Below are 22,297 nucleotides of genomic sequence, written 5' to 3'. Positions count from 1 at the left end.
ATTTATTGCAACGATTATTGCCTTAGTCAACTACTGACTTAACTTTTATAAAAAAATACCTTAAATCGTAAATTTAGAGTTTTCTTCAAAAAAAGGACGGAAAGCACTAATTTTTTTGAATTTTGCGAACAAATTTTCCTGTAAGACGATATTTTTGATTTGGGCTCCTTGGTGAATTTGGAACAGTCAACTCAAAAAAACCGAAATGAATTAATGGATCTAAAACATTTTCTTTGAATTTTGATTTGTTGGTTCTTTTTGAAATTTTTCTTAATTCTGAGGCTGTGTTTTCTGACTTGCAATTCTTTAAAATTTTGATTTGTTCTTGGGTGATTTCTTTGTTATTTTTACTTAGTCCCTTCTTAGTCCCATTACTTGTTTTTATTACTGATATATCAATGTTTTTTGAAAAATTAAAGTATTCTTGTGTCTTGCCAGTTTTGTTGATATTGTTGCGCTTAAAATCTTTGGCAGATTCACTTAGTTCTTTTAGATTCTTGACTTGTTCTTTGGTGGTTTTTAACTGTTTGTTTTTTGCTTTAATAGCTTTCAAGGATTCTAATGCTTTATTTTTCCGTGTCTTGTTATTCAACCCCTCGCTTTGAGTGTCGTCAAAACCAAATAAATCGCCATTAAGGTCGTTTTTAGCTTTATTTACAGGGGGTTTTTTGCCTTTAAGCCACCTCATAACACTTTACTCACTTAGTATTTGCTTTAAAAACAGTTGTAGGCGTTCAGATTCAGGTTTGTCAAAGAAGGCTTTTGGGTGGTTTTCTTCAATAATTTGCCCTTCATCCATAAAGATAACACGGTCTGCAACCTTCTTAGCAAAACCCATTTCATGTGTCACACATAGCATAGTAATGCCTTCTTTGGCTAACTCCACCATAACATCAAGCACTTCTGCAATCATTTCAGGATCAAGTGCAGAAGTCGGCTCATCAAACAACATAATCTTTGGCGAAGTGCATAATGCTCTCGCAATTGCAACCCGCTGTTGTTGTCCACCACTCAGTTGATTTGGGTACTTCTCAGCTTGGTCCCTAATGCCAACTCTATCAAGTAACTGCAAGGCTTTATTCCTTGCCACTTGTTTGCTTTTATTGTGTACCCAGATTGGCGCTAAAGTCAAATTATCAATAATACTAAGATGTGGAAAAAGGTTAAAGTGCTGAAACACCATGGAGACCTCTGACCTAATCTGTCTAATCTTTTTTATATCATCACTAAGCACAGTGCCATCAACGGTAATAGAGCCTTCTTGAAACTTTTCTAGAAAGTTAACGCAGCGTATCAATGTGGATTTACCACTGCCTGATGGTCCACAAATAACGACAATTTCGCTTTCTTTAACCTTAAAATTAATATTCTTAAGTGCGTGAAACTCGCCGTACCACTTATTCAAGCTGTTAATTTTAATAATATTTGTACTCATAACTCTATACCTGCCTTTTAGTTTCTGTGATCTGTGCTATATCTAAGCTCTAACACCTTTGAATAACGGCTCATTGAATACAAGATAATCCACATGACAACCATAACAAAGACATAACCTTCGGTGCTTCTACCGAGCCAGTTTTCATCGCTACTGGTCAGATGCACCATAGACAAAATATCAAACAAACCAATAATCAATAGCAAGGTTGTATCTTTAAATAATGCGATAAACGATCCAACAATGTTTGGAATGGATATCTTTAGCGCTTGTGGCAAGATAATTAACCCAGTTTTCTGCACAAAACTCAAGCCTATAGCATCTGCTGCTTCGTATTGCCCCTTAGGAATGGCTTGCAAGCCACCACGGATAACCTCAGCAATATAGACTGATTGAAATAGAATAATGCCGATTAAAGCGCGTAGCAACTTGTCCATATCCATGCCTTCGTTAAAAAATAGTGGCAAAACAACGGATGCCATAAATAAGATGGTAATCAGTGGTACACCACGGATAAACTCAATATACACCACCGATAAGAACCTAATAATAGGCATCTTTGATTGGCGTCCTAATGCTAGTAACACACCCATTGGGAATGAGGCAACAATACCCACTGTTGCTGCAACGATGGTTAACATTAAACCACCCCATTTATGCGTTTCTATAATTTCTAAGCTTAGTCCCCCATATAGTAGAAATGACGCTATTATCGGGTAAATTATGATTAGGGCTGTGACAATTTTTGTCTTGTATTTGTGTTGCTTTAGCGACTTGGCAATCCAAACAAAGGTCAGTGCCAATATCACTACCCACTGCGGACGCCAATAGGCTTCTGGTGGGTAAAAACCATAAATAAATAAATCAAGTTTTTCAATAATATAACGCCAACAAGCGCCTTCTCTACCGCATTGCTCGTTAGTGACTGGTGCAAAAGTTGCATCAAACAATGCCCAATTGGCCACGGTTGGCACGATTAAATAAATGAGATACAGTGCCAGTAAAGTTAAAACGCTATTAACAGCGTTAGAGAATAGATTTTCCCTTAGCCAGCGAATCACGCCTATTTTTAAATTTGGCACCTTTTTTGATGCTTGTTGTTTGAATACAGCCATACTATCGCTCGTTAATACTCATTTTGTGGTTTACAATATTCAAAACCAAGGAAACCACCAAAGATATGGTTAGATAAACCATCATCGTCATAAAAATAATCTCAAGTGCTTGCCCTACTTGATTAAGTACTGTGCCTGCAAATACACTGACAATCTCAGAATAGCCGATAGCAGCCGCTAATGATGAATTCTTAGTCAGATTAAGATATTGGTTAATAATCGGCGGAATAGCTACTTTAAGTGCTTGTGGCAGTACTACCAGCTTCAATGATTGTCTTTGCGTTAAGCCCATTGCCAATGCCGCCTCCTTTTGTCCTTTAGATACTGATTCAATGCCAGAACGAATAGCTTCAGCGATATAGGTAGCGGTATAAACACTTAAAGCAAAGGCTAAAGACAGGAATTCTGGCGATAAACTCATGCCACCTTTAAAATTAAAACCTTTTAGCGTTGGATAGTCAAAGGCCATTGGTGAACCTAGCGCAAAGTACACCATCATAGGTAAAACAAGCAATAACAACAAGGAATAAGCCAAAGTATTGGTTTTGACCCCTGATTTGTCATGTGCTTTATTAAAGTGGCGTTTAACCAGCACTCTTAACACAATGCCCACTACTAAAGCAACAAACACCCAGACAAAGCCTTCCGTTGCAATTGGTTTTGGTAGGTAAATACCGCGTAGATTAACAAACACAGAGTCAAATAACTCAAAACTCTGCTTAGGGGATGGAAAACTTACCAGTGCAAGGTTGTACCAAAATAAAATCTGCAATAGAATAGGAATATTTCTAAACAATTCAATATAGCCCCCTGCTAGTTTAGCAATCAACCAGTTGTTGGATAATCTCGCAATGCCAACGACCAATCCAATAATACTTGCAAAGATAATGCTAACTACGGATACGACAATGGTGTTTATTAGCCCAACATAGAAAACTCTAAGGTTACTAGAGGTTGAAGAATAATCTATTAAATGTTCGGCAATATCAAAGCCCGACTCCACTCCCAAGAAGTCAAACCCAGTGTGTATGCCTCGACTTTCAATGTTGCTAAGGAGATTGTCAGCTGCGTTGTAAAAGAAATATACAATAGCCACTAAGGTAATAACTTGAAATAAAAAAGCCCTTATCTGGTTATTGTAAAGAAATGAAAGAGGTGACTTAATTTTTCCCATATAGATATAGATTTATAATAAAAAAGGCAGTCCTGAACGAGTGACTGCCTTTTAAGGCTGGTTGTTGGTTTATCTAAACGGTGGTGAATATAAAATACCACCATCACGCCAAAGTGCATTAAGCCCTCTAGAGATTTTTAAAGGCGTGTCTTTACCGATATTTCTATCAAAACTTTGTGCATAATTACCCACTTGAGAGATGATATTAAAAGCCCATTTCTTGTTCAGGCCCAAGTGCTTGTGTAGATTACCAGAACGCCCTAACAGGCGCAAAGCCTCAGGGTTTTTAAACTTGGTATTTACATTATTTGAATTAATACCGAACTCTTCAGCGGCAATCATTGTGTTTAACGACCATTTGACAATGTTAAACCATTTGTCATCGCCTTGACGCACCACAGGACCGAGCGGTTCTTTAGAGATAATATCTTTCAAAATAATAGCAGACGACGGGTCTTTAAGTGTGGTTTTTAAGGCGTATAACTGCGATTGGTCTGAGGTTAATGCATCACAACGCCCTGTTGCAAAACCTTTCTTGGATTGTGCTGAGGTATCGGACGGCGATGATTTGTAACTCATTCCGTTTGATATAAAGTAATCTGCTAACGTTAATTCAGTAGTTGTGCCTGCCTGCAAGCAAAAAGTAGCACCATCTAACTCTTTAGCGCTAGTAACCCCCAGTGATTTTTTAACCATAAAACCTTGACCATCATAGTAATTAACACCTGCAAAGTTAAACCCTAATGAGGTATCACGCGTGGTTGTCCAAGTGGTATTTCTGACAAGTAGGTCAATCTCACCCGATTGTAGTGCAGTAAAGCGTTCTTTTGCAGTCAATGGTACAAATTTGACCTTATTTGCATCACCTAAAGTAGCCGCTGCTACAGCGCGACATACATCAACATCAAGACCTTTCCACCTGCCCACAGAGTCTGTGGATGAGAAACCGACCAAGCCAGAAGATACACCACAACTTAGGCTACCTTTGGCTTGAACATCGCCTAATGTGTCTGCTTGGGCATAGAGCCCACTAGTAAGTACTAACAGTGACAGAATAATATTTTTTGATGTTGTATTCATACTATTTAATTTATTGATTAATTAAGCAACTTAAAAGTATACATAAATTCGCTTTGCTATGCGAATCAAATTGCTGAAAAAACCTTGTTTAAGGTGTGGCTTATCATTTTTATACTATTGCCATAAATTAATAAAATTTAATTTAATATCAATAACTTATGAATTAATTATGCATATTTTACCACTACTGGTAATTTTTAACTAAATAATCTCTTTTTATGGGAGGTAAAACTTAACTATAATGCCTAACAATAGTTAAAAAATACAACTAAATATTATGCCAATAAAAACTAAAGACTATCTCGCTAAAGTCCGTCATAAGACTGGGTTTACAGACTATAAGATAGCGAAAGAATACGATATCAATCAATCAAATTTAAGTAAATATAAATCAGGAAAACTAGCGCTATCAGAAACCCATGCTTGGCTGTTTGCAGGCATTTTGGGTATTAACCCTGCCGAAGTGGTGGCGAACACCAAGCTTGAACAGGCAAAAATCAGCAATAATGAAATGAAGGTTAAATTTTGGCAAGAACAGCTAGAAAACCTTAAAGATGGCTCAGAATCTCTAAAAATAGAAATCGCGCAAATTAACCCTATTGTTGGTGACTTAAGTAATAACGCTGAACAAATTATTGATTTGTCGCGTAAAACCTTTGAATCAGGTGTGCATTTACTGGTTTTTCCAGAATTAGCACTCTGTGGTTATCCGCCAGAAGATCTACTCTTACGCGAGGGATTTATCACTCAGGTAGAAACCGAAATTGAGCGTATACGCAAACAATTACCCGAAGCCATGAGTGTTATATTTGGCTCTCCTACTCGCATTGACGAATGCTTATACAATAGTGCTATCTTAATACAGCATGGTAAAGTTCGTAGCTACCACAAGCAATATTTGCCAAATTACGGCGTATTTGATGAAAAACGCTACTTTGCCTCTGGCCAAACGCCACTGGTGTTTGAATGTCAAAGACAACGCATTGGTGTCGTGGTTTGCGAAGATGCTTGGGACGAGACACCTGTTAGTAATGCAGTTAATCAAGGCGCACAAACCATTATTAGTATTAACGCTTCCCCTTTTCAAGTGGATAAGCATAATCAGCGTTTACAAGTTGTTCGCCAGCGCGTTCTAGAAAACCAAATAGACTTTATTTATGTCAATGCAGTTGGCGGACAAGATGAATTGATATTTGATGGTGGTTCGTTTGCAATGAACAACAAGGGTGAAGTAACTCACCAACTACCCTTCTTTCAAGCAACAACACAGACTCTGGATGCATCTATTATGGCAAGTAGCATAGAATCAATAGAAAAGACTATTTATGACGCCTTGGTGCTAGCCACTAAAGACTATGTGCAAAAGAATGGCGTATTTAATGGTGCGCTCATTGGTTTATCAGGTGGCATTGACTCTGCCTTGACACTGGCAATTGCTGTTGATGCGCTGGGTAGTGAGAATGTTCAAGCTGTTATGATGCCTTATGAATACACTTCTGCCATGAGTATAGAAGACGCCAAAGCACAAGCCAGTAGTATGGATGTTGATTATCACGAAGTGAATATTTTTCCAATGATGAGTAGTTTCAATATGCAACTCGCCCCTTTATTTGTAGGCTTGCAAGCTGATGCCACCGAAGAAAACCTACAAGCACGCATTCGTGGCACCCTACTAATGGCAATATCTAACAAATCTGGCAAAATATTACTTACCACAAGTAATAAATCTGAGATGGCGGTTGGTTACGCTACACTGTATGGCGATATGTCAGGTGGCTTTGCGCCTCTTAAAGATATCGCTAAAACCATGGTATATCGTTTGGCTAAATACCGTAACACCATTAACTATATCATCCCTGGTCGCGTAATAGACCGTGCGCCATCAGCAGAACTAGCACCCAATCAAGTCGATCAGGACTCATTGCCTGAATACGACGAACTTGATGCTATTTTGGAATTATTTATTGAGAAAAAATATTCTGTTGAGTATATTGTGCAGCAAGGGCATGATGAAAATACTGTAAAACGAGTTGCTAAAATGGTGTTTAACAATGAATACAAACGCCGACAAAGTGCCCCAGGGCCGAAAATCAGCCAAAATGCCTTTGGCAAAGAGCGCCGTTATCCGATAACCTCTAAGTTTCAAGCTTGATTGAATAAAAATTTATCCTATGTATTGGTATTGTCAAAATCATTAGAAAGATATTAAGCAAATAATTCTTGTTAATTTTATCCGTAAGCTTTTCTCTGCTTATCTTTAGGGAATATTTTAAGCACACCTTTGGCTTTATACTTAGTTTCTTCTAATTCACACTGGGCAATAGAATCAAATACAATACCAGCACCTGCTCTAAAGGTTAAAATCTTATCTTGCTTGCTGATAGTTCGGATTAGAATATTAAAATCCATTTTACCGTTACTGCTAATATAACCCAATGAACCCGTATAAGCTTGGCGTGGCATTTGCTCTAATTCAGCGATAATCTGCATACAACGCACTTTTGGGCAGCCAGTAATAGTGCCACCAGGAAATAAAGCGCTGATTATGTCTTTAATGGTAATGCCCTGCTTGAGTTTGCCCTTGATGTTGGAAACAATATGATGCACGAAAGGATAAGTTTCCAACCCCATCACTTCGTTGACATTGAGCGAACCATACTCACACACTCTGCCTAAGTCATTACGCTCTAAATCAAGCAACATAATATGCTCTGCTTGTTCTTTAGGGTGATTCACTAATTGCTGTTTAAGGAGTTCATCTTCCTCACCACTACCGCGTGGATGTGTGCCAGCGATCGGCCGAGTCTCTATTTGAGAGCCATCAACGCTAAATAGACGCTCAGGGGAGGAGGAAATAATGCTAAAGTTCTCAAAGTTTGCTAAAGCAGCAAAAGGCGCTGGATTGGAGTGTTTTAACGCTTGATACACTTGTGTTGACTTAATATCGCTTGTGAGTTTGTATTGCCACTGGCGTGATAGGTTCACTTGAAACACATCGCCTGCAACAATATAGTCACGACTACGCTTAACACCCTTGGTAAACTTAGCCTCTTTTTCCCAAGATAACTCCCCCTGGATAGATGTCGTTGGAATATCTTGCAATTGTGCTATATCTGATAGTACTTGACCTATGCGCTGTTGGTTGTCAAACTGGTCTAAGAGATAGGTTTTTTTATGTAGATGATCAACTACAATTGCTGTGGGTATTTTAACGGCAATCGCTACTGCTTGGCTGCTTGGTAGCAAATCATTTCTTAATATTGGCTCAATCTGTCCAATCAATTCATACGATAAATAGACGAACCAACCCCCTGTAAAAGGTAGATCACTGTTTACAGTAGGCATGTTAGTCTTTGATTCCAATTCAGAAAGGAAATCAAAATCATCTAAACTATTTAAAATAATTTGCTCACTAGGGTAAGCAAATAAAATCGAATAACGATTGTTCTGATTGTGATTAACGCTTTCTAATAGAAAAGGATAACGCTCAGAATTTAGATGACATAAGGCGTCTAAAGCTACTTTGGGTATTTCTAAAGACTTCACTGCTAAGTTATAGGTGTGTCTCTATTTGTAGATAAACTCAACACGACGATTTTTATCATGTTCACTACTCTGTAGCTTTTCTTCGCCATAACTCACCACTTCAATCCTATTGTCAAAGTCCAATATTTGCTTAACGCTTAAAGCACGATTTTCACCTAAAGCCAAGTTGTATTCACGCGTGCCACGCTCGTCTGCGTGCCCTTCTAGGCGCAATCTAATTTTTGGGTTATTCTGCATAAAGGCAATATGTTGCATGATTTCTTGATTGGCTTCTGGGTTGATAACAGCAGTATCGTAATCAAAATATAACACAAGCTTGCCACCATTGGCTTTTAGTGCTGCAACCGCGTTTTCTCTTTCTTCTTTTGGCATCGCATCGGTATTTGCAACTTGCTCGTTACCATTCCACTCAAAAGTCCCTTGTTCATACGCAATCGCATCAACCTCACCCGTACCTCTGTCTTCAATAACAACTTTGTTAGATTTTTCTTTTGAATTACCTGTTATTGAGCAAGCACTTAATAGGGCTATAAGTGGTAATATTGCTATAATTTTCGTTTTCATTGTTGTCTCCTTTTTATTAATTTTCTAAACTACTTGACCAATTCGGTGCTCTTACTTCTGCATCATGTGCAGACAATTCATAGGAGCGATTGCCTTCCACGGATACCACTGATAACAAACCTTTTCCATTACGACGACTGGAAAAGATAATCATATCACCGTTTGGTGAAAAATACGGCGACTCATCTAATGTTCCATCGCTCATCATACTTAATTCTTGGCTTTCAATGTTTAACATTGCAATACGGTAATCATTATCAACACGGTGTACCAAAGCCAAATGCTTGCCATTTGGGGAAAATACAGCCTTTGCATTATAGCGTCCCGTGAATGTAGCACGATTAATATGCCCGCTTTTTAAGTTTTTAATGTAAATCTGTGCTTGACCAGAGCGATTAGAGGTAAACACAAGATTTTTCCCATCAGGGGAATAACTTGCCTCGGTATCAATGTCCTTATGTTGCGTTAATCGACTTAACTTGTTATTGGTTAAATCATAAGAATAAATATCTTTGTTGCCTTTTTTAGATAGGGTTAACACAAGGCTTTTGCCATTTGGGTGCCAACTGGGTGATGAGGCAATACCATCAAAACGAGGTAGTTTTTTAATCTTTTTACGCAAGAATGGATGCCAAATAAACACTTCTGAACGCCCATTTTGAAAGGAAACATAGGCGATTTTCTTGTTTTTATATTTATGCTCTGGCGACCAAACTGGAGAAAGGATCGGGCTGTCTAATCTGATGCGACTTTTGGCATTCATTGCATCAGAGTCAGAAATATTAAGACTGTATTGCTTTATTCCTTTTGCATTTTCTTTTACTGTGATATAGGTTAATAGCGTGTTAAATGAGCCGTTTTCACCCAATAACGCCTCGTAAATATAATCACTGAGTTGGTGTGCTGCTTTTCTAAAGCCACTAACATGGACTCGCGTTGAGCGAGTAAACAACTGTGTATCACTATAAATATCAAATAAATTGACAGAAAGTCGATAAATATCATCACTTTCCTGCACAATACTGCCAGTAACAAGTGCCTCTATGTTTTTTTCTTTCCAGTATTTTGTATTAATTTTATCCACAACGGCGATGGGAATAAGCGCATCAAAACGCCCTGAACGCTCTAAATTGTCGTGAATAATTTTGGAGATATCTTTGTCTTTAGACTTATTGCCAATCAGTTTGAATGGACTAATGGCAATTGGAAAAGCGTTTTCGTCTTTTTTAATGACAGTTACCTTTAATACTGCATGTGTATTGCCAATAGCAAATATTAAAATTAGCATTAACCACTTGCTTAATTTCATTCTTTTTCTTCAATCCAGTGCATCTGAATGGCTTCTAAGATTTTCTCACCCGATTTATCCTTGTCATCGTCAAATTCTTCTAAGTTAATCACCATCTGTCTTAAATCTACAAAATTAATTATAGTGGGGTCAATTTCAGAGTGTGCCTCGTCTAATGCGATAGCAATATCTAGGGAATCAGTCCAAATCATAAAGTTTCTCCTTAAATCTAATAATAGTTAATTTTAATCCAAACCATGGGGCCTTTGCATAAAATATGAATGATTAGAAAATTTAACTTTTTTAAACCTTATCCTAGCAGGACCAAGACTGGGTTTAAAAAATCGTCAAGTGGGTGAAAAGTGGGTTTATGATTATTATTCCTACTTTATCTACTAATCTCTACTCACTGAATATACAAATTTTAGACTTTTAATAGCGCATATGGCTTCGTCTAATTGTGAAAGACCCGATACGCTAATCAATAATTTTAACGCCCTCATTGAGCCATTATTCTCTTCTACTTCTAAGTTCTCAATATTAACATTGGCCTTGGCAATAGCACTGGCAATAGAGGCTAACATGCCACGACGGTTTTCGTTTTGTATGCGAATTAGTACTTCAAATTCTTCATCGTCATCCGCCTGCCAGTCTACTTCTAACCATTGTTCATTTTTTTGCTTGGCACGAAGTAGATTGCCACAATCAAACCTATGCAGCACCAACCCTTTACTATTGGTCAATATGCCAGCCACTTTGTCACCTGGGATTGGATAACAACAACGCGCACAGCTGATAGAGTTATCTTTGGTGCTCTTGATGCTAACACGGTTATTTGGCTCATCACCCTCTTTACCTTGAATTTTGTTAAGCACAAAAGACACTAAAATTTCTGATAAAGCAATTTTCATATACAAATCTTGTTTAGAGTTGCACTTTAAGTTTTGTAAACAAGCCTGCCATTTTTCTTTACTAATAGGCGTACCATCACCTTGATAATCTAAGGCGTTGGTTAATAAATGTTCACCCAGTCGTATTAATTTAGAGGCTGATTCTTCTTGTAAATTGTCTTTAATTGAAGTTTTTGCCTTCGTTGTAGCTACAATTTTTAACCAAGATGGGCGTGGTCTAGCATTTTCATCGGTAATAATTTCAATCGTTTGTCCTGATTTTAGTTCAGCGTCAAGCCCAACATTCGTTTGGTTGACCTGAGCCCCAAGTGTTCTATTACCAACATTGGTGTGAATAGCATAAGCAAAATCTAGCACTGTGGACTTATAGGGTAACTGGATAATTTGACCTTTAGGTGTGAAAACAAATACCTCTGAGGGGGATAAATCAGTTTTAGCACCCTCCAAAAATTCAATGGAAGTGTCTGAATTTTTCTGAATATCTAATAATGAAGCTATCCAATTGCCAGCCAATGCTGAAGTATTAACACTTTTGCTCTTGTAATGCCAATGCGCTGCAATACCATATTCAGAGATAAAGTGCATCTCTTTTGTACGAATTTGTACTTCAATATAAACTTTACTTGGTCCAAATAATACTGTGTGTAGGGACTGATAGCCATTAGTCTTTGGCAGGGCAATATAATCTTTAAATTTACCAGGTACAGGTTTGTATAGATTGTGAATAATACCCAATGCTTGGTAACACTGAGCCATATCGCCTACAACTACCCTAAATGCGTACATGTCAAGTACTCCAGAGAATTTAAGATGACAGCCTTTCATCTTCTTATAGATGCTAGATGTTGTTTTCCTGCGCCCACTGGTTTTAATATTAGCCAATCCTTCTTGTCCTAAGCGAAATTTAATCTCATCTTGAATTTTTTCAATAATGGCTTTTAAATTGCCGTAGCGTTTGTTAATTTTATGATTTAATACCTGATAGCGATAAGGATGAGCATACTCAAAACACAATTCTTCCAACTCTTTGTTGATATTATTTAAGCCTAAACGGCGTGCGATTGGCGCGTGAATTTCAGTGGTTTCTTTGGCAATTCTTTGTTGCTTCTCACGCGTCATTGATTGTAGTGTACGCATATTGTGTAGGCGATCAGCAAGTTTAATCATCATGACTCGCATATCTGTAGCCATTGCCAAAAACAACTTTCTAAAGTTTTGTGCTTGTTGTTCAATATTTGAGCGAAATTCTAAACCCGTTAATTTTGAAACTCCGTCTACGATATGTGCCACTTCTTCATTAAAATCTCGGACAATGTCTTCTCGTGTAAGTGTGGTGTCTTCAATACAATCGTGCAGTAACGCTGCAACAATGCAATGATAATCCAATTTTAATTTTGCTAAAATCATTGCCACACTAATTGGGTGGAACACATAGGCCTCGCCTGATTTACGATACTGTCCGTCGTGCGCTGTTGCTGCTAGTATATAAGCCTTATAAACACCTTCAACCTGTTCTTTTGACATATAGGTATCTAACACCTTACATAGGTCACTAATTAGAATTCTTTGTTCGGATAAAGGCATTTGAATATTATCAAGTTGATATTGCGTATTATAATACAAGTGTCACAGTATAATACTTGCGCATATTCATAAATAACTATCTTTAAAATAATGAAAAATACAATCAAACTAACTATAATACTATCACTATCAACCTTGTCACTTAGCGGTTGCTTTTGGAGTGATAAGGAAAAAAGAGAATCTATTACAAAGGGTTGGTCGCCTAAAACTTTTTTTCAACAAGCAAAAAATTCCGACTCAACAGAAGAATCTATTGAATTATTTGAACAACTACAAGCCGCCTACCCTGGTTCTAAGTATGCATTGCAGTCTAAATTAGAGGTTGCTTACCGACTTTATAAAAATGAAGATTATAATGCAGCAATTTTACGCCTTAATGACTATATTAAGCTTTATCCTGAGCACTTTTCAACGCCATATGCTTATTACCTTCGTGGTGTTATTTCAGAAGATAAATCTCGCTCTATCTTAGATAATTACCTGACTGACAACGCTCAGCGTGATGTGAAATCAGTGCGCAATGCATTCAACTACTACATGGCTTTAATTGACAAATTCCCTAACACTGAATACACCGAAGAAGCAAAAACACGGCTAATTATTTTGAGAAATATTCTTGCTAGACATGAGTTGTTCGTTGCTATTTATTACACCAAAAGAGAGGCGAATATTGCCGCTATTAACCGTGCCAAATTCATTATTGAAAAATATCCAAATACACCGTCAGTCCCTGCGGCATTGCATTTGATGGCACGCAACTATGATAGTGTTGGTATGGATAGGTTAGCAAAAGATACGCGCCGTGTCTTAAAGAAAAGCTACCCCCTATATGAGCCACATTACACTTTAGATGGTTAATGTGGGTACTTTTCATATATTTAGATTAAGTTAAGGTTGGATTTGGCATGACTAAACAAGAGCGCTTCTTTGCGCTTAAAATCTCATCCATTATGGCAACTCGGCTATTTGGGTTATTTATGATATTTCCGGTATTCTCAGTGTATGCCGTGCAATATGAGAACACTACGCCTTATTTGATTGGCCTGGCAATTGGCATTTACGGCTTAACACAAGCACTGTTACAAATTCCATTTGGTTATCTATCTGATCAGTTTGGTCGTAAGCCATTACTTGTTGTCGGATTGGTTTTTTTCTTTATCGGTAGCGTGGTGGCCGCCAACTCTACCGATATTATTCATGTAGTGATTGGTAGAGCATTGCAAGGTAGTGGTGCTATTTCTGCAGTATTGATGGCTTTCTTGGCGGATTTTGTTGCTGAAGACCAACGCTCTAAAGCAAATGCCTTTGTAGGAATGCAAATTGGACTGGCATTTATGCTTTCACTACTGATTGGACCACTAATCACGATAAATTTAGGCATTTCAGGGCTTTTTTGGGTAATTGCTGGCTTGTCTATCGTCGCATTGATAATCGTTACCACATTGCCATATGTTAAGCCACATGCACAATACTCACTGTCCATACCCAACATTAAGCAAGTATTAACCGCTAAATTGCTTAAATTAGATTTTAGTATCTTTACGCTACACTTAATTCTTACTTGTACTTTTATCGTCATGCCAGTGTTGCTAGTGGAAAACAACATTGTTGCCACTGACTTGAAAGACAATTGGAGTATCTATTTACCAGTAATGCTGTTATCTTTTGTTGGTATGTTGCCAATCATTATCTTGGCTGAAAAATTTAAAAAACATAAGATCATGATTCTTACTGCGATTACGATAATGGCTGTTAGCCAAATCCTGTTTTATCAAACCACATTAACTTATACCACATTCTTGGTTTTGCTAACGCTGTTTTTTATTGCCTTTAATGCGATGGAAGCAATGTTACCCTCACTTATATCCAAAATTGCAACAAAGGATAAGCGTGGCTTAGCAATGGGGTTGTACTCCACTTCACAGTTTTTAGGTGCGTTCGTTGGCGGTGTATTTGGCGGGTGGATTTACAACATATATGATTTAAATAGTGTATTCTTACTCACCACATTGATGGCAATAATTTGGCTGGGTGTTATGCTCACCATGAAACAACAAAAAACCTTATAGGAGAAACGATATGGCAGGTATTAACAAAGTAATTTTAGTCGGTAATTTAGGTGCAAAACCAGAAGTAAAATACGGCTCAACTGGTAACGCAATGACTAATTTATCAGTGGCAACAAGTGAATCTTGGACGGATAAAAATACAGGTCAAAAACAGGAAAGGACTGAGTGGCACCGTGTGAGTTTATTCGGAAAATTAGCGGAAATTGCTGGTCAATACTTGGATAAAGGCTCTAAAGTCTATGTGGAAGGAAGATTACAAACGCGTAAATGGCAAGACCAATCAGGTGCTGATCGTTATACGACTGAAGTTGTTGTATCAGGCTTTAATGGTACTTTGCAAATGTTAGACCGCCGTGATAATGCAGGTGCTGGTGCGCCAGCACCACAGCAAGCCACTCCCGCTTCTGTTGCACCTGTACAACAACAAGCTCAAGTTGCTATTGATCCTATCACACCTGTTGACAACGGTGGTTTTGACGATGACATTCCATTCTAGGCACCAAAGAGTATTTACAAATCTTGATGAAATTTTGTAAACATTCTTAAACTAAAAAAAGCCCGCTAAAGCGGGCTTTTTTTTGTTTTGGTATTATTTTTCTCTAACCCTATTTTTTTTATCATCCCAGTAGTTGGCTTTATTCTTTAATATCCAGCGCACACCGCCTTTAGGGTCTTCAACATCCCCTTTATACCTTGGAATTAAATGCACATGTAAATGCATCACGCTTTGACCTGCAGCCTGAGCGTTATTAATACCAATATTATAACCATCGGGTGAAAATTCCTCATCTAAGATTTCTTTAGCGTTTTGCACAGCCTTGCCAATGGCCAACAATTCTTCTTCTGTAGCTTCAAAATAGGTTGCAAAATGCCTTTTAGGTACAATTAGTGTGTGCCCTGGAGATGCTGGATAGCTATCAATAAAGGTTTTTGTGTAATCACATTCGCCAATGACTCGCTCATCTCTTAATGTGCAAAAAATACAATCATTACTCATGGTTTGTGTAGATTTAAGTTGAAAGTGCGCTATTTTACCCATCGTCAATTTTTTAGCAATAAAGAAGCCCGCAAAAGCAGGCTTTTTTTTTATTAACTTTTCTTGTGAGCTTTATCTGGTGTTTCTCACAGGACTATTGTAACGGTAATTGTTGCCTTGATTCCAAGAGTTGTATGGATTGTAACCATAGCCATAGCCATTATTGTTGTTATTCCAACCATTGTTATCAAACTCATCAAACATATTACTCATTTCTTCAAAATACCAACTAGGCTCCCAGAACTCATAAGGGTTGTAACCAAAAATACCGTTATCTTGCTGGTAACCATAATTATTGTAGTTGTTATAACCACCACTCCAAGGGCTGTTGTTATTGCCCCAAAAAGCATTTACACTTAGTGATACTGTAAATAAGACGATTGTAAGTAATTTTTTCATATTGCTTCTCCATTATGATAATTAAACGGTGCTCATATTTTAACATACTAATGTTTTTTAAAGATTATTTTAAAAACCAAGCGTGTTATTAGTAAGAGTTGCCTTTGGGTATAATGCTTAAAAATGAGTACACAAAAGTTGCTACAATCCCTTTTACAACAACGAATCTTAGTGCTAGATGGTGCCATGGGTACGATGATTCAAAAGTACAAACTCACAGAAGAGGATTATCGTGGTGAGCGTTTTAAGGATTGGCATATTTTTGTTCAGGGTAATAACGACCTACTTTCTTTAACACAACCAAAAATCATTCAAGATATTCACCGTTCTTATTTGGAAATTGGTGCTGATATTATTGAAACCAATACTTTTAACGCCTCACGCACTTCTATGGCTGACTATGAAATGCAAGATTTGGCGTATGAAATTAATGTAGAAAGTGCCAAACTCGCCAAGCAGGCTTGTAATGAGTTTTCAACAGATGACAAACCACGCTTTGTTGCCGGTGTTATCGGACCTACTTCACGCACTTGCTCGCTTTCACCTGATGTCAATGATCCAGGCTTTAGAAATGTGAGTTTTGATGAGTTGGTTGGTGTTTATTCGCAGTCAACACGCGGACTGATTGAAGGTGGTGCAGATATCATCCTAATTGAAACCATCTTTGACACACTCAACGCTAAGGCAGCTATCTTCGCTGTGCAACAGGTATTTGAAGATGATGATGTTGAATTACCGATTATGATTTCAGGCACTATCACAGATGCTTCAGGGCGTACCTTATCTGGTCAAATGACGGAAGCTTTCTATAATTCACTACGACACGCTAACCCAATTTCTATTGGGCTTAATTGCGCACTTGGCCCTGATTTATTACGCCAATATGTGGCTGAAATGTCGCGCGTGGCAGATTGCTTTGTCTCAGCTCACCCAAATGCTGGGCTACCTAATGAATTCGGCGAGTATGACTTAGATGCTAGCACAATGAGCAAGCAAGTCGGTGAATGGGCTGAGTCAGGTTTGATTAATATCTTAGGCGGTTGTTGTGGCTCCACCCCTGAGCACATCAAAGCGATTGCTGATGCAATTGATGGTTTGGCACCTAGGAAAATCCCAGAGATACTACTGGAATGCCGATTATCAGGTTTAGAAGCCTTTAATATTGGTAAGGATTCTTTGTTTGTAAATATTGGTGAGCGCGCTAATATTACAGGTTCAGCCAAATTTAAACGCCTTATTCTTAACGAAGAATATGAAGAGGCACTTGATATTTGTCGCACGCAAGTTGAAGAAGGCGCACAAGTGGTTGATATTAATATGGATGAAGGTATGCTTGATGGCAAGACTGCCATGATTCGTTTTATAAACCTGATTGCTTCTGAGCCAGATATCTCCAAAGTACCAATAATGGTGGATTCAAGTAAGTGGGATATTATCGAAGCAGGGCTTAAATGCATACAAGGTAAGTCGATTGTTAATTCTATCTCACTCAAAGAAGGTAAGGAAAACTTTGTTAAATACGCACATCTGTGCAAGCGTTATGGTGCAGCTATTATCGTGATGGCATTTGATGAAGCAGGTCAGGCAGACACACAAGCACGCAAAATAGAGATTTGCACCAATGCTTATCATATCTTAGTTGATGAGGTTAATTTTCCACCAGAAGACATTATTTTTGACCCAAATATTTTTGCCATTGCCACAGGTATTGAAGAACACAACAACTACGGCGTTGATTTTATTGAAGCTACGCGTGAAATCAAAAAAAACTTACCCTATTCAAAGGTATCGGGTGGCGTTTCTAATGTATCGTTTTCGTTCAGGGGCAACAATCCAGTGCGTGAGGCAATTCATTCCGTATTTTTGTATCACGCAGTAAAAGCTGGCATGACAATGGGCATTGTCAATGCAGCTCAGTTAGTGGTTTATGATGATATTGACCCAGAACTCAAAAAATGCGTTGAAGATGTAGTGCTTAATACTGACGAACAAGCGGGCGAGCGCTTGGTGGATATTGCCGCAAAGTTTTCTACTACAGGTGAGCAAAAAGACAATAAAAAAGACCTAGAATGGCGCACATGGACAGTAGAAAAACGCCTAGAACACGCGCTCGTTAAAGGTATTACTAAATATATTGATAAAGACACTCAAGAAGCTTTTGATAAATTGGGTCGCCCTATTCTTGTCATTGAAGGTCCACTAATGAGTGGCATGAATATCGTCGGTGATTTGTTCGGTGCAGGCAAAATGTTTTTGCCACAAGTAGTAAAGTCCGCCCGTGTGATGAAAAAATCCGTCGCCTACCTAGACCCATTTTTAGAAGCCGAAAAAGAAGATTGCGCCTCCACCTCACAAGGCAAAATCCTAATGGCAACGGTTAAGGGTGATGTGCACGATATTGGCAAAAACATTGTTGGCGTGGTGCTTTCTTGTAATAATTATGAGATTATTGATTTAGGCGTGATGGTGCCTACTGAAACTATTTTAGAGGCTGCCAGAAAAGAAAATGTGGATATTATTGGCCTCTCTGGACTCATCACACCCTCACTTGATGAAATGGTATTTGTTGCTAAGGAAATGACTCGCCAAGGCTTTGAGTTACCATTAATGATTGGCGGTGCCACCACCTCTAAAGCACATACAGCCGTGAAAATTGAGCCAGAATACAATCATGGCGTGTTCTATGTGCAAGACGCCTCTAAGTCTGTTGGTGTGGCCTCAAGCCTACTGTCTGAGAAGTTAAAGCCAAAATTACTAGCTGACACCCAACAAGAATACGAAATTGTCAGGCAACGCCGTGCTAACAAAGGAAAAAGTAAACTCATTTCTTTAGAAAAAGCCAGAGCCAACAAGCCTAACATCTCTTTTAATGCTATTGTTAAGCCTAAAAAATTAGGCATTCATATTTTTAAAGACTACGACCTGGCTGAAATTTTTAAATTTATTGACTGGGTGCCGTTTTTCCGCACTTGGGAATTGGCTGGTAAATTCCCCGATATCTTAACAGATGAGGTTGTGGGTGAATCCGCCAGCGCACTGTTTGATGATGCCAAAGCTTTATTTAAAAAAGTGATTGATGGAAAACTGCTCACTGCCAACGGTGTTATCGGTATTTTCCCAGCCAATAGTATCAATGAAGATATTGAGCTGTATGATGAAAACAACGAAGTATTCATGACCCTTAATCACCTACGCCAACAGTTAGATAAAAAAGGCAACACCCCAAACTCCTGTTTAAGCGACTTCATCGCTCCAAAAGACAGTGGTATTCAGGATTATATGGGTGCTTTTGCCGTGACCACTGGCATTAATATTGAACCACTCATCAGCGCATTTGAAGCCGACCATGATGATTACAACTCAATCATGATTAAAGCCGTGGCTGATCGCCTAGCCGAAGCCTTTACCGAGCTTATGCACTTTAAACTGCGCACTGAGCTTTGGGGTTATAGTTCTGAGGCATTTGATAACAACCAACTCATTCAAGAAAAGTTTGATGGCATCCGCCCTGCCCCTGGCTATCCATCTTGCCCTGAGCACAGCGAAAAAGAAAAACTTTGGGATTTGCTTGATGTAGAAAAAAACACCGGCATGACCCTTACTAGCTCGCATGCTATGTTACCCACTGCTAGCGTCAGTGGCTGGTATTTTGCTAACCCTGATGCCAAATATTTTGGTGTGGCAAAAATCAATCAGGCGCAATTAGAAAACTACGCCAAGCGCAAAGGTGTTTCATTAGAACAAGCGGAAAAACTACTCTCATCTAATTTGGAATAGTTTTTGTGTTGGCGTGTTGATTTAGTTTAAAAGAGACCTTTGAATAATTCATAATTTCTACCCCTAATTCGCTTTCATCCATTTTTTTAAAAAAATTTTCCAAATTTCTCCACATTTTTTCATAAAACCTAACCCCCCTTAAATCTACGCTTTTAGCATTTATTTTCTTGCTTTTTGTTACTTTTTATCCTTTTACCACTCATTGGACGCAATAACCCCTTAACCTTTTTAACCGCTGCATTTCTTTAAAAATATTCATCCCAGTTTTAAGATTGTGACTCATAGCAATCAGCTGTGCTCTGGCTTTGTTTCTTGCCAGTCCAAGGTATCTTGCCTTGCCAAAGCCGTGATGAAGTTTGAGCAGTCCAAAGGTTCTCTCAACCACATAACGAATGCTAGATCGTTGTTTATTATCTTGTTTTTGTTGTTTGGTTAAAGGTTTGTTTCTGTAGGCTCTATGCAGGACTTTGTTGTTTTGCTTGCCGATCTTTTCATTGTTCTTTTTGTTGGCATAAGCACTATCGGCGTAGACTTCCCACAAGTCTTTATTTTGTCCTTGGTTTTGTATGTGTCAAGTAGTTTGTCAAATTCTTGTGAGTCGTGAACATTGCCAGGAGTGTAGCTCATCTTTTTAACAAAACCATCCTCATCGGTGTTAGCGTGCATCTTGTAACCATAGGTGGTTTTGCGCTTGCCATCAGCAGCTGTTTTAACATTGTAGCTAGCCTTAGGGTCTTGGGTGTTATTGTCGTCTTTTCCTTTACGCTTACAGGATTGTTTAGCTTCTATGACGGTAGCATCAATGATGTTGATTGAGCCTAGGGCGACAATAATAGAGTTTTGCTCTAAATGCGTGTTGATTTGTTCTAGTAGAGGCTCTAGGAGATTCTCAGTATTGAGCAGTTGTCTGAATCGCCAAATACTTGAATGATCAGGCACTGATTCACAGAGGCTTAAGTCAACTAAAACGCCTGAACATTAAGTCTCTGGCGATTTGTTTTTCTAGGGCTTCATCACTTAGGTTGTACCAAGCCTGAAGGATAAGAATTTTAAACATCATCAGTGGTGGGTAAGCTGGTGCACCAGGTACTGACGAGTATAGGCTTGAGAGGGTTTGCTCTATCTCATTCCAATTGATGATGTTGTGAACATCGTCAAGCTCTGATAGAGATTTGTGTTCAATAACCAAGGCATCTGCAAGCGAGGATTGTTGGGTGTTTTTCCAAGACATTTGGTGTTGTTTTTAGGGTTATTTTAGATAGGTGTTATTTTACCAGATTGGTGGCTTTTGGTTGATTTATGCAAAGGTCTCATTGGGTTAATGTGGGGGTCTCATTTTTTTAAAAAATTATTTAAATTCAACAGTCTTATTAGATAAAAGTGCTAAATTTCTTTTAGTATAATTAGATGTTTTATCGTTGATAGAATGCAAAATATGTTGCACAATTACAAAATAGGTTGTATTTCAGCAAGTCAAACCATTGTGATAACGGGTATATTTTTATTGATATGGGCTTTTGGTTCTTACTTAGTTTATGTATTAACTGTACCAAATCCTATCTTGTGCTTCCCTCCTTTATCTGGATGCGTTACTATTTCTCATGCAGGGGATTATCCTTTTTCAGGTTTTTTTTATAGACTATTGGTATTGCCACTTGCGCCATTATTGGGACTGTCTATGTATTTTATTGTTCAGTTTTTGCAAAATATAAATCCCAATATACACCCAAATATTCGACGCATACTGGTCATATTAGGGTCTGTTATTTTACCCATCTCTTTTATTCTTTCGGAAGCCTTTAAAGATGGTCATCAACTTCACCCTCAATATGTTGCAGATTTGCATTTATTGACTTCAGTTATTGCATTTTTATCATTGATCATATTTCAAATTGTTGCCTCCTTTCATCTACCTAAGGCACGAGGTATGCTTTTCCTTTCGTTGCTACCTGTATTCATAGTTATATTTCAATATTCTACCCATATTCAATATATAAATGCTATTGTGGAATGGAATGTTTTTATTTCCATTATTGTTTGGAATATTCTTATTGGAAGGTCTTTGCGTAAATAGTTGACAAGCCTTACTATATTGTTTTCTATCTCCAAAATCACAATATATCAGGTTCTAAAATTATAGTTAAAGTGAAGTCAATCTGAAAGCCATTGCTTGTAACTTACTTAGTCAACCCTTAAAAACCACACAACAAATTGATTTATAACAATAAAACCAACAATAACCCTAGACAAATCAACCAACTTTTGCTAAAATACCTCTTATTTCTTGGTCGTTTTGCTTAAAAAAATGTTAACTAAATC

The 22,297-nt window shown here is 38.0% G+C and carries 18 protein-coding genes and 1 pseudogene; 6 read left to right on the top strand and 13 right to left on the bottom strand.

Going from position 1 to position 22,297, the window contains the following annotated elements:
* Positions 1-106: 106 nt before the first annotated feature.
* The 5 genes from BHECKSOX2_RS02645 to BHECKSOX2_RS02625 all read right to left on the bottom strand — a co-directional run bounded on the left by BHECKSOX2_RS02645 (position 107) and on the right by BHECKSOX2_RS02625 (position 4,804).
* Positions 107-688 carry a Fic family protein gene (locus BHECKSOX2_RS02645; protein WP_245391289.1) on the bottom strand — a complete coding sequence of 194 codons (582 nt, stop codon included), beginning with the start codon at positions 686-688 and terminating at the stop codon, positions 107-109.
* A 6-nt stretch (positions 689-694) separates the two neighbouring features.
* Positions 695-1,435 carry an amino acid ABC transporter ATP-binding protein gene (locus tag BHECKSOX2_RS02640; protein WP_090714743.1) on the bottom strand — a complete coding sequence of 247 codons (741 nt, stop codon included), beginning with the start codon at positions 1,433-1,435 and terminating at the stop codon, positions 695-697.
* A 17-nt stretch (positions 1,436-1,452) separates the two neighbouring features.
* A complete protein-coding gene (locus tag BHECKSOX2_RS02635) occupies positions 1,453-2,550 on the bottom strand; it encodes an amino acid ABC transporter permease (RefSeq protein ID WP_139682338.1) in 1,098 nt (365 codons plus the stop codon).
* Position 2,551: 1 nt separating this feature from the next.
* Positions 2,552-3,724: an amino acid ABC transporter permease gene (locus tag BHECKSOX2_RS02630; RefSeq protein ID WP_139682337.1), complete on the bottom strand. Its 1,173-nt coding sequence runs from the start codon at positions 3,722-3,724 to the stop codon at positions 2,552-2,554.
* Positions 3,725-3,793: 69 nt separating this feature from the next.
* Positions 3,794-4,804 carry an amino acid ABC transporter substrate-binding protein gene (locus BHECKSOX2_RS02625; protein ID WP_139682336.1) on the bottom strand — a complete coding sequence of 337 codons (1,011 nt, stop codon included), beginning with the start codon at positions 4,802-4,804 and terminating at the stop codon, positions 3,794-3,796.
* 277 nt (positions 4,805-5,081) lie between these two features.
* On the opposite strand from BHECKSOX2_RS02625, the gene BHECKSOX2_RS02620 reads away from it, so the two are divergent.
* Positions 5,082-6,956, top strand: coding sequence for an NAD+ synthase (locus BHECKSOX2_RS02620; RefSeq protein WP_139682335.1), 1,875 nt, complete (start codon positions 5,082-5,084; stop codon positions 6,954-6,956).
* Between the two features lie 77 nt (positions 6,957-7,033).
* On the opposite strand, the gene BHECKSOX2_RS02615 is transcribed toward BHECKSOX2_RS02620, so the two are convergent.
* The 5 genes from BHECKSOX2_RS02615 to BHECKSOX2_RS02595 all read right to left on the bottom strand — a co-directional run bounded on the left by BHECKSOX2_RS02615 (position 7,034) and on the right by BHECKSOX2_RS02595 (position 12,637).
* A complete protein-coding gene (locus BHECKSOX2_RS02615) occupies positions 7,034-8,350 on the bottom strand; it encodes an aminodeoxychorismate synthase component I (protein WP_139682334.1) in 1,317 nt (438 codons plus the stop codon).
* 21 nt (positions 8,351-8,371) lie between these two features.
* Positions 8,372-8,914, bottom strand: coding sequence for an OmpA family protein (locus BHECKSOX2_RS02610; protein ID WP_139682333.1), 543 nt, complete (start codon positions 8,912-8,914; stop codon positions 8,372-8,374).
* 16 nt (positions 8,915-8,930) lie between these two features.
* The gene (gene tolB / locus BHECKSOX2_RS02605; RefSeq protein ID WP_245391288.1) at positions 8,931-10,202 is read right to left on the bottom strand and encodes a Tol-Pal system beta propeller repeat protein TolB; all 1,272 of its coding nucleotides are present in this window, start codon (positions 10,200-10,202) and stop codon (positions 8,931-8,933) included.
* Between the two features lie 17 nt (positions 10,203-10,219).
* The gene (iscX, locus tag BHECKSOX2_RS02600) at positions 10,220-10,414 is read right to left on the bottom strand and encodes a Fe-S cluster assembly protein IscX (RefSeq protein ID WP_090714763.1); all 195 of its coding nucleotides are present in this window, start codon (positions 10,412-10,414) and stop codon (positions 10,220-10,222) included.
* A 183-nt stretch (positions 10,415-10,597) separates the two neighbouring features.
* On the bottom strand, positions 10,598-12,637 hold the full coding sequence (locus tag BHECKSOX2_RS02595; protein ID WP_237731726.1) for a RelA/SpoT family protein: 2,040 nt from the start codon (positions 12,635-12,637) through the stop codon (positions 10,598-10,600).
* Between the two features lie 150 nt (positions 12,638-12,787).
* Here BHECKSOX2_RS02595 and BHECKSOX2_RS02590 point away from each other — a divergent pair, with 150 nt between their 5' ends.
* From BHECKSOX2_RS02590 to ssb, 3 genes are read left to right on the top strand one after another with little or no spacing between them, the layout of a single operon-like run.
* Entirely contained in the window at positions 12,788-13,555 is a 768-nt protein-coding gene (locus tag BHECKSOX2_RS02590) for an outer membrane protein assembly factor BamD (RefSeq protein WP_139682331.1), read from the top strand.
* Positions 13,556-13,602: 47 nt separating this feature from the next.
* A complete protein-coding gene (locus BHECKSOX2_RS02585; protein ID WP_139682330.1) occupies positions 13,603-14,766 on the top strand; it encodes an MFS transporter in 1,164 nt (387 codons plus the stop codon).
* A 10-nt stretch (positions 14,767-14,776) separates the two neighbouring features.
* A complete protein-coding gene (ssb, locus tag BHECKSOX2_RS02580; RefSeq protein ID WP_090714774.1) occupies positions 14,777-15,262 on the top strand; it encodes a single-stranded DNA-binding protein in 486 nt (161 codons plus the stop codon).
* 93 nt (positions 15,263-15,355) lie between these two features.
* Here the strand turns inward: ssb and BHECKSOX2_RS02575 are convergent, their stop codons facing one another.
* Entirely contained in the window at positions 15,356-15,805 is a 450-nt protein-coding gene (locus BHECKSOX2_RS02575) for an HIT family protein (protein ID WP_237731725.1), read from the bottom strand.
* 69 nt (positions 15,806-15,874) lie between these two features.
* The gene (locus BHECKSOX2_RS02570) at positions 15,875-16,201 is read right to left on the bottom strand and encodes a hypothetical protein (RefSeq protein ID WP_139682329.1); all 327 of its coding nucleotides are present in this window, start codon (positions 16,199-16,201) and stop codon (positions 15,875-15,877) included.
* Positions 16,202-16,324: 123 nt separating this feature from the next.
* On the opposite strand from BHECKSOX2_RS02570, the gene metH reads away from it, so the two are divergent.
* A complete protein-coding gene (gene metH / locus BHECKSOX2_RS02565) occupies positions 16,325-19,978 on the top strand; it encodes a methionine synthase (protein WP_139682328.1) in 3,654 nt (1,217 codons plus the stop codon).
* 199 nt (positions 19,979-20,177) lie between these two features.
* Here the strand turns inward: metH and BHECKSOX2_RS02560 are convergent.
* Positions 20,178-21,209 (bottom strand): annotated as a pseudogene (locus BHECKSOX2_RS02560) (IS5 family transposase).
* 195 nt (positions 21,210-21,404) lie between these two features.
* On the opposite strand from BHECKSOX2_RS02560, the gene BHECKSOX2_RS02555 reads away from it, so the two are divergent.
* Positions 21,405-22,052, top strand: a complete 648-nt coding sequence (locus BHECKSOX2_RS02555; RefSeq protein WP_139682327.1) for a hypothetical protein — start codon at positions 21,405-21,407, stop codon at positions 22,050-22,052.
* Positions 22,053-22,297: the final 245 nt, after the last annotated feature.

Origin of the sequence: thiotrophic endosymbiont of Bathymodiolus puteoserpentis (Logatchev) (genome assembly GCF_900127505.1) — a bacterium.
Classification (GTDB): domain Bacteria; phylum Pseudomonadota; class Gammaproteobacteria; order PS1; family Pseudothioglobaceae; genus Thiodubiliella.
This window is presented reverse-complemented; position numbering and strand designations above follow the sequence as displayed.